Source organism: Natrinema sp. CBA1119, assembly GCF_002572525.1.
Classification (GTDB): domain Archaea; phylum Halobacteriota; class Halobacteria; order Halobacteriales; family Natrialbaceae; genus Natrinema.
Genome location: NZ_PDBS01000001.1, coordinates 2401225 through 2413196, shown reverse-complemented (window position 1 = coordinate 2413196; position 11972 = coordinate 2401225). Strand labels below are relative to the sequence as shown.

At 63.6% G+C, this 11972-nt stretch carries 12 protein-coding genes and 1 pseudogene; 7 read left to right on the top strand and 6 right to left on the bottom strand.

Annotated features, from left to right (window positions below; genetic code table 11):
- Positions 1-17 precede the first annotated feature (17 nt).
- The 4 genes from CP556_RS11880 (at position 18) to CP556_RS11865 (ending at position 4105) form a co-directional block, all read left to right on the top strand.
- The gene (locus tag CP556_RS11880; RefSeq protein ID WP_098727388.1) at positions 18-1085 is read left to right on the top strand and encodes a zinc-dependent alcohol dehydrogenase family protein; all 1068 of its coding nucleotides are present in this window, start codon (positions 18-20) and stop codon (positions 1083-1085) included.
- Between the two features lie 85 nt (positions 1086-1170).
- Positions 1171-2181: an ABC transporter ATP-binding protein gene (locus CP556_RS11875; protein WP_098725811.1), complete on the top strand. Its 1011-nt coding sequence runs from the start codon at positions 1171-1173 to the stop codon at positions 2179-2181.
- On the top strand, positions 2174-2962 hold the full coding sequence (locus CP556_RS11870) for an ABC transporter permease (RefSeq protein ID WP_098727387.1): 789 nt from the start codon (positions 2174-2176) through the stop codon (positions 2960-2962). The genes CP556_RS11875 and CP556_RS11870 overlap by 8 nt, the downstream gene beginning before the upstream one ends.
- Positions 2963-3103: 141 nt before the next feature.
- Entirely contained in the window at positions 3104-4105 is a 1002-nt protein-coding gene (locus tag CP556_RS11865; RefSeq protein ID WP_098727386.1) for an arsenic resistance protein, read from the top strand.
- 8 nt (positions 4106-4113) lie between these two features.
- On the opposite strand, the gene CP556_RS11860 is transcribed toward CP556_RS11865, so the two are convergent.
- Positions 4114-4779 carry a helix-turn-helix domain-containing protein gene (locus CP556_RS11860; protein ID WP_098727385.1) on the bottom strand — a complete coding sequence of 222 codons (666 nt, stop codon included), beginning with the start codon at positions 4777-4779 and terminating at the stop codon, positions 4114-4116.
- 140 nt (positions 4780-4919) lie between these two features.
- Between CP556_RS11860 and CP556_RS11855 the strand changes: the two genes are divergently transcribed.
- Positions 4920-5279 carry a DUF7344 domain-containing protein gene (locus CP556_RS11855; protein WP_098725810.1) on the top strand — a complete coding sequence of 120 codons (360 nt, stop codon included), beginning with the start codon at positions 4920-4922 and terminating at the stop codon, positions 5277-5279.
- 18 nt (positions 5280-5297) lie between these two features.
- Here CP556_RS11855 and CP556_RS11850 read toward each other — a convergent pair whose 3' ends face one another.
- From CP556_RS11850 to CP556_RS11840, 3 genes and pseudogenes are all read right to left on the bottom strand, one after another.
- Positions 5298-5987: a DUF7095 family protein gene (locus CP556_RS11850; protein WP_098725809.1), complete on the bottom strand. Its 690-nt coding sequence runs from the start codon at positions 5985-5987 to the stop codon at positions 5298-5300.
- A gap of 96 nt (positions 5988-6083) precedes the next feature.
- Positions 6084-6557: a DUF4442 domain-containing protein gene (locus CP556_RS11845; protein WP_098725808.1), complete on the bottom strand. Its 474-nt coding sequence runs from the start codon at positions 6555-6557 to the stop codon at positions 6084-6086.
- A 173-nt stretch (positions 6558-6730) separates the two neighbouring features.
- Positions 6731-8046: pseudogene (locus CP556_RS11840) on the bottom strand (RNA-guided endonuclease InsQ/TnpB family protein).
- 298 nt (positions 8047-8344) lie between these two features.
- On the opposite strand from CP556_RS11840, the gene CP556_RS11835 reads away from it, so the two are divergent.
- Complete coding sequence (locus CP556_RS11835) at positions 8345-9085, top strand: alpha/beta fold hydrolase (protein WP_098725807.1); 741 nt, start codon at positions 8345-8347, stop codon at positions 9083-9085.
- A 258-nt stretch (positions 9086-9343) separates the two neighbouring features.
- A complete protein-coding gene (gene ncsA, locus CP556_RS11830; RefSeq protein WP_098725806.1) occupies positions 9344-10303 on the top strand; it encodes a tRNA 2-thiolation protein NcsA in 960 nt (319 codons plus the stop codon).
- 146 nt (positions 10304-10449) lie between these two features.
- Here the strand turns inward: ncsA and ftsZ are convergent, their stop codons facing one another.
- Both ftsZ and CP556_RS11820 read right to left on the bottom strand, forming a co-directional pair.
- Entirely contained in the window at positions 10450-11640 is a 1191-nt protein-coding gene (ftsZ, locus tag CP556_RS11825) for a cell division protein FtsZ (protein WP_098725805.1), read from the bottom strand.
- 2 nt (positions 11641-11642) lie between these two features.
- A complete protein-coding gene (locus CP556_RS11820) occupies positions 11643-11822 on the bottom strand; it encodes a ribbon-helix-helix domain-containing protein (RefSeq protein ID WP_098725804.1) in 180 nt (59 codons plus the stop codon).
- Positions 11823-11972: the final 150 nt, after the last annotated feature.

The window sequence follows — 11972 nt, the reverse complement described above, 5'->3', positions numbered from 1 at the left end:
CCGTCGTTCGAGTAGCCGTGAAAGCAGTAGTCTTCCAGGGTGCGAACGAGCCCCTCGAGATTCGGGACGTCGATCGACCGGAGTGCGAGGAAAACGGCGTCGTCGTCGAAACCGAAGCTTGCGGCATCTGTCGGAGCGACTGGCACGCCTGGCAGGGCGACTGGGACTGGATCGGGTTGATGCCCACGCCAGGGCTGATCTTCGGACACGAGCCCGTCGGCCGGGTCGTCGAGGTCGGCGACGGCGTCGAGCGCTTTAGCGAGGGCGACCTCGTCACGAACCCGTTCAACCTGAGTGACGGGACCTGTCCGTACTGTCGGGAGGGTCGAGCGAACATCTGCGAGAAATCGGTGCCGATGGGCTTCGTCCCCTTCCAGCAGGGTGCGTTCGCCGAGGAGTACCCCGTCCGGAACGCCGATCAGAACCTCGTGACGGTCCCCGAATCGGTCGATCCCGCCGAGGTCGCGGGGCTGGGCTGTCGGTTCGCGACCGCGTTCCACGGAATCGTCCACCGCGTGGACGTCACCCCCGGCAACTGGGTCGCGGTCCACGGCTGCGGCGGCGTCGGCCTCTCCGCGGTTCACATCGCCAGCGCGCTGGGCGCGAACGTCATCGCGATCGACGTCGTCCCAGAAAAGCTCGAGTTAGCTCGAGAGCTCGGTGCGATCGAGACGGTCGACTCCGAGCGCGTCGACGACGTTCCCCAGACCGTCAAGTCACTCACCGAGATGAGCCGCGGCGTGGACGTCTCGATCGACGCGCTCGGGATCGCGGAGACGGTCCGGAACTCGATCGACTCGCTCTGCAAGGGCGGCCAGCACCTCCAGATCGGGATGACAACGTCCGAGGAGGGCGGTGACGTTTCCGTCCCGGTCGATACGATGGTCACCGACGAGCGCGAGTTCTACGGCTCCTACGGGATGCCGCCCAACGAGTACGACGACATCTTCCGGATGATGGACGGCGGGAAGATCGATCCGGGGAAGATCGTCACGGAGACCTGCGCGCTCGAGGACGTTCCCGACGTCATGGACCGACTCGGCGAGTACGAGACGATGGGGATCCCGGTCTGCACCGAGTTCTGAACCGGTTGATATCGCTCGAGTCGTCTCATCCGAGACGCGCGACCGGCCTGTAGATACATACGAACGGCTCTCGAACCGAGACGGTATGGCCGCAATCGAACTCGAGGGACTCACGAAGGACTACGGGGAGGTGCTCGCCAACGACGATGTGACGTTCGACGTCGAGCGGGGGGAGATCTTCGGCTACCTCGGCCCGAACGGTGCGGGGAAGACGACGACGATCCGGACCCTGCTGGGGTTCATTTCGCCGACCGCCGGCTCGGCGCGGCTGCTGGGTCGCGACATCACCGACGAGGGGGACCTCCTCGAGGCCAAGCGGCGACTCGGCTACCTTCCCGACAGCCCGGCGTTCGACGAGACGGCGACCGGGCGCGAGATCCTCGAGCTGCACGCGTCGATCAAGGGCGACGAGCGCAGCGGGGAACTGCTCGAGCTGTTCGACCCGCCGCTCGATCGGCCGGTGCGGGAGTACTCCCGGGGGAACGTCCAGAAACTGGGGCTCGTGACGACGTTCATGCACGATCCCGAGCTGGTGATCCTGGACGAGCCGACGAGCGGGTTAGATCCCCTGTTACAACAGCGGTTTGCGAAGTTCCTCCGCGCTGAACGAGAGCGCGGGCTCACGGTGTTTTTCTCCTCGCACATCCTGAGCGAGGTGCGAAAGCTGTGCGACCGCGTCGGCGTCATTCGGAACGGGCGGCTCGTGACCGTCGAACCGGTGGAATCGCTCCTCGACAGGAGCGGCAAGTTCGTCCGCCTGCACGCCGCGGAGTCGATCCCGAGTCGCGCCCTCGAGATCGACGGCGTCCACGGTCTCGAATCCGAGCGCGGTGCCGGGTCGAGCGCCGGAACGAGCGCCGGATCGAGCGACGGGACCGAATACGCGTTCACGTTCACCGGCGATATCAACACCCTGCTCGAGCGACTTCGGGAGTACCGACTGCTCGATTGCACGATCGAGGAAGCGCCCCTCGAGGAGGTTTTCATGCGGTTTTACGGCGACGAGGGGACGGACGCCGGCTCAGCTGCTGGCGATCGAGTCCCCGCCGGTACCGGCGCGGCGGACGACGGTGTCGGGGGTGACGGCGATGTTTGAACTGACGCGATACGACGGTCGTCATCGGGTTCGCGGGGGAATCTATCTCTCGATCGGGTTGTCCCTGCTCGCCGCGATGGTCATCTGGGTGTACCCGTCCTTCGAGGCCGAGGTCGATCTCGATCAGCTGCTGGCCGCCTATCCGGAGCCGATCCTGCAAGTGATGGGCGTCCAGACGATGGCGAGTCTGGGCGGCTTCCTCTCGTTCGAACTCTACACGTTCGGGTGGATCATCCTGCTCGGCCTCTATCTGGCCTACGCCACGGCGGGGGCGATCGCCGACGACGTCGATCGCGGTCGCATGGACGTCCTGTTGTCGATGCCGATCTCTCGATCTCGAGTGGTCGCCGAGCGCTTCGCCGCGATGGCCGTTCCGATCGTCGGCGCGAACGTGCTGCCACCGATCGTCGTCTACGTCGGCGCGCGACTGATCGACCACCCCCTCGCCGTCGCGGACGTGCTCGCGGTCCACCTGCTTTCGATCCCCTATCTGTTCGCCTGCGCCGGGATCGGCCTGCTCGCGTCGGTCGTCTTCGACCGGGCCGCGATCGCCCAGCGAGTGGCCCTCGGCGTTACCTTCGCGCTGTTTCTGTCGGAGTCGCTGTTGTCCGGGACTGACGCCGAAGCCGTCGGGGCAATCGCACCCATGCGCTACTACGATCCGAACGCGATCCTGCTCGAGGGGACCTACGACCTCGCCGGTGCGGGGGTTCTCGTCGCCATGACTCTCGGCCTCCTGATCGCGGCCCAACTCTGGTTCAGCCGGAGCGACATTCCGTGAGACTCGCGGAGCCGACGGCCGCGGTTCTGATTCACGTCCCGGCAGTCCGATTCGCTCGGTCGATACGACCGCACCGCGCCTCGGCCGAGTCAGCTGACTTCTCCGATGCGCTATTACGAGCCGTCCACCAACGGTCGGATGATGCGTTCCACCGAGTGGTTGCAGCGCCACCAGCTCCTCGTCTACGCGGTCGCGGTCGCACTCGCCGTCGGGATCGGTGTGGGGCAGCCGTCGGCTGCGCCGCTCTTCGAGCGACTCATCACCCCCGTTCTGGCGGTGTTGCTGTACGCGACCTTCCTCGAGATCCCGTTCGGCCGGTTTCGCGATGCGTTCACCAACGGTCGGTTCATGGCGGGGGCGCTCGGACTGAACTTCCTCGTCGTCCCGGTCGTCGTCTACGGGCTCACCCGGTTTCTCCCGCGTGACCCGGTCGTCCTCGTCGGCGCGTTCATGGTGTTGCTGACGCCCTGTATCGACTACGTGATCCCGTTTACGGAGCTCGCCGACGGCGACGCCGAGCAGATCACCGCCGCGACGCCGGCGCTCTTGCTCCTGCAGTTGCTCCTCCTGCCGCTCTACCTCTGGCTGTTCATGGGGAGTCGGATCGCGACGGTCGTCGATCCCGAACCGTTCCTCGAGGCGTTCCTCTTTCTCATCGCCCTGCCGCTGACGCTCGCGTGGCTCACCGAACTGGGTGCGACGCGCTCGGAGATCGCTCGCGGATGGCAGTCGGCGATGGGGTGGCTTCCCGTCCCGATGATGGGCGCGACCCTGCTGGTCGTGATCGCCTCACAGCTCCCCCGCGTGCAGGATTCGATCGGGCGGATCGCGGCGGTCGTCCCGGTCTACGTCGCGTTCCTCGTCGTCATGCCGATCGTCGGCCGAGTCGCGGCCGGCGTGCTCCGACTGGAAACCGGTGAAAGCCGCGCGCTCGTCTTCACCGCCGTGACGCGGAACTCGCTGGTCGTGTTACCGCTGGCGCTCGCGCTCCCGGCGGGCTACGAGCTGGCACCGGCGGTCGTCGTCACGCAGACGCTCGTGGAACTGACGGGCATGGTCGTCCTCACTCGAGCGGTGCCGGCGTGGCTCGTCCCGGAACCCCCGGGACCGAAATCGGCCCCTGCTATCGCACCGGACGAGTGACTCGCGCGTTACGGCGACCGGCCGTCCGGGTACACCGTGTGCTCGATGAGCGTCTCGACGCCGCGCCGGAACCGTTCCGAGGTCGCGTTCGGCGAGATGTCGAGTCGCTCGCCGAGCTCGGCGAGCGAACACGACCGCGGGATGTCGAGGTAGCCGGCGTCGACGGCAGCGACGAGCGCTTCACGCTGCCGGTCCGTGACCCCGTACTGCAAGCGAGAGCCGTCAGTGAGCACGTTCCCGTCTTGCAACTGCTGAAGTTCGACACCGATGTCCCGATCAACGAAGAAGGCGTGAAACCGCTCGAGCGCCTCGTCACTGGGGAACGCGGCGCGAAAGAGCCATCCCTCGTGCGTCGCGGTCACCTCCCGTAAGACACTGGCTTCTTCGATCACAGTCGGATAGACGCTCGCCTGCTCCCCGTCGTCCGTCAACTCGAGTTGGTAGAGCCGGCGACCGTCGAACTCGACCACCTGCAAGGGGGGTTTGACGGTCGGATCGGCCTCGAGGCCCGCGTCGAACGCAGCCATCTCATCGTCGCCGTCGACCCAGACGAGCATCTGGTGAGTCTCGTCTCTGGTAATATCTGACTGTTCCCACGTCACTTTCGTATTCGGAGCGCGCGACAGCGTCTCTCGGAGAATAGGGTAGTCGATCACGAGCGTCGCAAGTAGCATCGCCATGAGATATCACTGATACGTGTCAGTAGCGCTTCTCAGTTTCGGCCCGGATCCTGACGAACGATCGTGACCGTCGTAAAAATGCCGTGAATACTTACGCCTCGCCCCTATCCGATGGGACCGTTACTTGGGAGGTAATGACTGACCAAGACGGAGCGGAGAGCGAGGACCCCGCCCCGATCGATTCGTCTTTTACCGCGTTGAGTGATCCCTCCCGTCGGTCCCTCTGTCGGTACGCGATGCGGACGGAGACGGAGCGCGTTTCGTCCGAGGAACTCGTCGACTACGTCGTCGAACGAGCACCAGAGCCGGTCGCGGCGGACGCCGACCGGCAAACCATCGCGTTGGAACTCCATCACGTCCATCTGCCGAAGCTGGCCAACGCCGGACTGATCGAGTACGATCGGCAAAATGACGTCGTTCACGTCGATCGCGCGACGATCGCGGACCGCCTCGAGCGAGCCCGTGACACGATCTCAGATTTACAGGACGCGTAAGGTATCGGGACGACGACGTCAGACCACGTCGCCGCGCACCGTCACGCCGTCCTGTCGCTCGCGCCAGGCATGGAGCTCTGTGGCCGCCGCTTCGGACTCGTCACCGTCCAGCCCGAGCATCTCGAGCGCCGCGGAGAGCGTCGGCAGGGCGAGCTCGCTCTCGCGGAGCTTCCGGAACGCCTCCTCGCTTCTGGTGCCGTCGGCCCAGAGACAGACGCCGCGGGGATCGAGCAACTGCGTGTAATCGTCGCGCAACTGCGCCCCGCGAAGCCGCTGGGTCACGTTGTCCTCGAACGACGAGTTACAGACCTCGAGGTGGATCGGCTCGTCGTCCCCGAGGAGGTGGGCCGCGAGACACTGCTCGGGGGCGGCGTGACCGTTGGCGTTTGCCCGCAGGTGCTGGGGGTACTCGCGAGCCCAGTCGGCACGGACGGTCTTGCCGACGCCCTCGATGCCGTGGGAGTTCCGAAACTGAGTCTCGGGATCCGATTCGTCACCGTCCGCGCTCGAGGCTGATGGCTCGCTGTCGTCGCGCAGGAGGATGTCCTTCGTCACGTAGACGTCCAGTCGCTCGACGGGATCGAGGCCGAGCGCCACGTCGCCGAGGGCCCACACCTCGCGAACTGGCACCGGCATCCGCTCGTCCTCGACGGCGTCGACCAGCCCCTCGAGACGGTCGACCGCGCGCTCCCGTTCGAATCCACTCATTACGCGATTCTGGGGTCTCGAGTCGCAAAACGGTTTCCCGTTCGCGCCTCGGTGCCCGACGGAGGAGCCGAATGGACGCGGCCAGAGTCCGTGCGTTTACGCTCCTTTGGATCGGTCCGTCGTCACGTAGACGGCCTTCCGGACGGTCGCGTGAACGGTCCCGTCCCCGTCGACGAGTTCGACCGTGTAGTGGCGATCGACGGAATCGGGTTCCGCGGCCGCGAGTTCGGCGCGAATCGCCTCGATCTCCTCGTCGGTTATCGAAAACGTTGCGTACAGCGTCTCCCGACCGGGCTTCTTGAACCGGATCTCGGCCTCCCTGTCCCAGACGACGTAGCCGTCGCCGAGGTTCTTCAGCAGCATCATCATGTAAAACGGGTCGACGGCGGCGTACATGCTCCCCCCGAAGATCGTTCCCACGTAGTTCTTCGTCCGCCAGTTCAGCGGGAGCTTCACGCGGACCTCCGTCCAGTCGGGAGCGATGTGGGTGACGCGAGCACCGGTTCCGCGGTAGGCCGGAAAGAGGTTGAACCCGATCCGATAGAGACGGGCGCGCACTGACTCGAGCATGTCCACTTCTTGCAGGGGTCGCCGAAAGCCGTTTACAAACGCCGAGCACGTGTTCGACCGTTGGATCCGACGCTACCGGCACCACTTGTTTGACATCCTCACCACGGCTAAGGCCGTGGGATTCCTCCCGTGGGGGTCTCGGCTCATGCTACCACCACGTGAGCGACTTTCTCCTATGCGTGGATACTCCGGTTTGTGTGCTCCTCGTTGGGACGGTGAGAGTGTGATGTCTCCGACCATGAATGGTCGTCCCACTTGAGGCACACGGGCCGTGCCATCGGCCGGGCTACAGTTTCGTGCCGTTGACGAGACACAAAGTGTCTCGTTCGCCAATCAAAACTCGGAGAGTTCTGATGACGTCTCAGGAACGTTTCGCTCGCTACGAGGTCCGCGTGACCCTCGAAACCGCAGGGACATGTGAGCGTATCTTGGTGCCGAGTCGTGTCCTCGGTCGAACCGCAGTTCGGACACATCTGCGACGTCCAGGCTTCCGAGCGAACCTCGACCGTGATACCGTACTCTTTGGCTGTACAGGCGAGGCGATCGATGAACTTTCGGAATGCCCAGAAATTGTGCAGTTTCTCGTTTGTTTGGACCGACCAATGTGTCTCGAGGATGTCGGTTAGGTCACCAACGTACACCGTCGAAACACCCTCGGCGTACAGCCGTTCGATCAGATCGCGGGCGAGCGCCTCTTGGGCGTGGTCGCGTCGTCGCGTCCGCTGTCGATGCAAGCGGCTGATCCGCTTGCTTGTTCGGTGCTGATCGTCCAACCTCGATTGGAACTCGGAGATTCGCTGTGTGGTTTCGCGAAACCGCTCGAACAGATCGCGACCTTCGTACAGGTACTGCTCGCCGGGCGTCGTTGTACAGGCAACGATGTTGTTCGCACCGATATCCAGAGCAGCCGATTCCTCGGCTAATGGTGAATCCAGTCGAGAATCGTCGACAGTAACTGGCTGAAAGGCCCTAAATTGGTCCGAACGTTTGTCGTAGTACAGTTCTAATCGGCCCTGCTTTCCGTCCCACTTTGGATCGCCAGCGACTTCGAGACGTAGGCGTTCGTAATACCCAAGCCCGTATTTCTCTTTCAGGTCCTAGCCGACCGGAATCTCGAGACGAGATCGATCTCCCATCTTGAGCGTGTACTGATCGTTGCGGATGTAGGTCCGCAACTCCCGGCCGTCGTTTTCGTTGCCCCAGTAACCAGGAGTTCGGGCATCTTCGCCGTTTTCTGTGGCAGCGAAGAATGACTTCCAGGCGCTCCGATTCTTCCGGATCACCTGTTGGGCAGTGGCGCTCCCGAGAACACCGACGTACTTCTTGCGGTAATCCTCGGTATCCCAGACGCTTTCGCCATCGAAGTACTGCTGGCGTCGTTCGTAGGTGAGCTCGTTCCAGAGACTAGCGGAAGCGTCCAACAGTTCGCGGAGCAGCTGCTCGTCCTGTTCGGAGCGAGCACGTACCGCGAGGTGTTGGTTCGCTTCATTCGCCGTAACGTCTATAACGTCTGTATGTCTATTAAGTCTTATACGTCCTAACATAGACCTCTCCCACGCAACGCATGGTCGTGTGAAAGACTTCGCCGAAGAACGGGATATTACGCTCACTGAGGCGTATGAACGACTCTTGAATGCAGGTATCGACGCCGCAGAGACCCCAGACGAGTCATAGCGATTGTTCGGTTCACTGTGCCTATCGCTTAGGCCCACGACTAACGTCGTGGGCTTCCGCTGTCTAATTGTCACACACGCAGATTTTTACCGTTTCCCGGCGAACGAAACCCCATGCGACACCGGATCTTCAACGAGGACGGCGACGAAGAACTCGTCTTCGTCATGGGCTGGGGCAACCGCTGGACCCACGAGAACGTCAGCTGGCTCGTCGGGCAGTTGACCGAGGCCGGCTATCGGGTCCACGCGTTCGAACTCCCCACGAACATCGATGACTTCAAAGCCGACTGGCTCGAGCCGGTCGCCGAGTACGTCCGCGACCTCGAGGGGTACCAACTGCTGGGCCACAGCGCGGGTGCGCTCGTCGCACAGGCCCTAGACGGCGCGGACAACCACGTCTACCTGAGTCCCTGGTGGGGGTACGGCGACGCGTTCCCGGAGCCGCTGCTCGAGGCGGTGGCGAAACTGCCGACCACGTTCCCGTGTCTCCCCGTCGGCGAGATGGATCGATCGGCGCTCGGCTCGAAGGCCACCGACCACCAGATCGCGACGACGCCGTCGTGGGTCTCCCCGGCGTTCGTCCGAGAGACGCGCCGCGCGCAGGACGAGCTACTGACGATCGATCACGACGCCGTCGTCTTCTGTTCGCTGCGGGATCCGGTCGTCAGCCTCCGGGCGATCGGCGAGCGCGTTCCCGCCGAACACGTCGTCCTGTACGACGGCGGCCACGAACTGTTCTCGTCCGGGAGCCGCGAGCGACACGTCGACACGCTGCTGGCGGCCCTCGCCGACGGTGCCGAAGCCGTCGAGGAACCCGAGGACGCGGACGAGGAACGACCGCAGGTTACCGCCTGAGCGAGTGGACCAACTGTAACGGTTTCCACACCGATCGAACGGTCCGCGGTTCGGAGAGCAACGTGAGCGAAAATCGCACCCCCGCCGTGCTCGCGTGTGCACTGCCGATTAGGGGCTCCGATACTGACCGCGGTCCCGATTACTCGAGGCCGTCAAGGTAACGTATCGCAGGCGGCGCGGTCGTAATACATCGTCGCGGACGCCCCGGCACCTCGCCAGACGAAACCGTGATTGGCGGGGGACGACAACGCCCCGCTAATGGACTGTAACCGGTGCAACGAGGAGGCGATCATGCACGCCGCGTACTCCGGAGACCACCTCTGTCCGGACCACTTCCGCGAGTCGGTCGAAAAGCGGGTACGTCGCCGGATCCGGCGGGACGATCTCGTCCCTCACGATATAACGCCGGAGAACCCACAGACCTGGGTTATCGGCCTCTCGGGCGGGAAGGACAGCGTCGTTCTCACGCAGATTCTCCACGAGACGTTCGACGAGGATCCCCGCATCGAACTCGTCGGCCTGACGATTCACGAGGGGATCGAGGGCTACCGCGACAAGTCGGTCGAGGCCTGCGTCGAACTCAGCGAGGAGCTCGGGATCCGCCACGAACTCGTCAGCTACGAGGAGGAGTTCGGCGTGCGAATGGATGACGTGGTCGAGGACGACCCCGAAAACATGGCCCCCTGTGCCTACTGCGGCGTCTTCCGGCGAGACCTCCTCTCGGAGTACGCCGAAGCGCTCGAGGCCGACCTCCTCCTGACGGGCCACAATCTCGACGACGAGGCCCAGACCGCGCTGATGAACGTCCTCGAGGGCGACGTCGAACAGATGGCGAAACACTTCGACGCCAGCCTCGGCCCGCTGGGAGACCGCGAGGAACAGGATGAGTTCGTCCCCCGCGCGAAGCCGCTTCGGGACGTCCCCGAGAAAGAAGTCGCTCTCTACGCCCACGTCAACGACCTCCCGGCTCACATCACCGAGTGCCCCCACGCCAGCGAGGCGTACCGGGGGGAGATCCAGCAACTCGTCTACGACCTCGAGGAGAACCACCCCGGAACCCGGCACTCGATCCTCTCGGGATACGAGGAACTGGCGGAAATCGCCGCCGAAAAGTACGCCGGTGACGACGGTGCCGACCTGCAGGAGTGCGTCGAGTGTGGGTCGACGACGACCCGAGAGGTCTGTCGAAAGTGTTCGTTACTCGAGTCGCTCGCCTGATCCAGTACGTTCGAAAACCTGCGCGTTTAGCGCGTTTACATCGCGTTTTCGTCGAATTTCCGTTCAGTGACTCGCCGCTCAGTCGTCGGTGGTCGAAAAAGATCGTTTCGGAAAGCGAGACGTGCTGACGGTTCGGGTGAGTGCCGTTAGCGAATCACGTCGACGCCGTTCTGTCGGTCGACGGTTTCGCGGCCGCCGTCGCTCTGCGCGCCGTATTCTTTGCCCGTCTTTTCGACGTTGTTGCTCGCGTCGAAGTCGGAATCGTTCAGGCCCTCAATGCTCTGTCGAGATTTGTCAGCCTGCTTCTGGGTGGTCGGTCCGAGCACCTGTGCGCTCTGGACGCCGGTCATGATCGCCATGACGCGAACCTTGCCCTTGTAGCTCTCCTGAATTCGGGCGCCCCAGATGACGTTTGCGCTGGCCTCGAGGCGCTCGGTAATGTTGTCCGCGATTCCCTCGGCCTCTTTCAGCGTGAGGTCGGGGCCGCCAGTGATGTGGACGAGCCCACCGGACGCGCCACGGTAGTCGACGTCCAGTAGCGGGTGGTTCATCGCGTCCTTGACGACCTCGTCGGTCTTGTTCTTGTCCTGGGTCTCGCCGACGAGCATCACCGCGACGCCGCCCTGGTTCATGATCGTGGACATGTCCGCGTAGTCCAGGTTGATCAGCGAGGGCTGGGTGATCGTCTCCGAGATACCCTTGACGGTTTCGGCGATGATCTGATCCATCACCGAGAACGCCTTGCCGATCGGCAGGTTCGGGACGTAATCGAGCAGTCGGTTGTTGTCGAGGACGATGATCGAGTCAGCCTGTTCGCGTAGCTTCTCGAGGCCTTCCTCGGCTTTCACCGTGCGGGCGCGCTCGACGTTGAACGGCGTCGAGACCATCCCGACGACGATCGCACCCTGCTCTTTGGCGATCTTCGAGACGACGGGGGCGGCACCCGTGCCGGTGCCACCACCCATCCCCGCGGTCACGAACACGAGGTCCGCATCGCCGAGGACCTCCTTGATCGTTCCCTGGGCCATCTCGGTCGCGCGCTCGCCCATCGAGGGGTCGCCGCCAGCGCCGAGCCCGTTCGTGAGCGATTTGCCCACGAGGATCTTCGTGTCGGCCTCGATCATCTTGAGGTGCTGTTTGTCCGTGTTGATCGCCACGGTGTCAGCACCGTCGACACCGATGTTGTACAGTCGGTTGATGGTGTTGTTACCGGCACCGCCCGCACCGACGATGACGATTCGGGGCTCCCCGAACTCGTCGTCATCGTCCATCGAGGCGTCCATCTCCCGGGCTTCTTCCTCCGCGTTCTCCAAGGCGTCCTGAACGATATCCTGCATCGTTACACCTTGGCCCAGTTGCGTTTGCCGGATTGGTCTGTGGGGCCGTCCCCTTGTTCATTTATCATCTCACGGACGGCCGACCGAATCGCTTCGCTCCGGTTCGGGAATTCGCCCGAGTCGACTAATTGCTCTACTTCATCGATCTGCTGTTTCGGGATTCGCAGTGTCACACGCTCCATGGTTGTATTCCCCGTTTGGGGTAAGACGGTGGCGCGCCCCTGTCAGACGCGGCGTGTCTTACGTTTGAACCGCCCGTCATCGGGCGATTTCCCGTCTTTTCGACGAGTGTAAGACAATCCGTCTTACGCGAATAACCCGATGTTCGGCAT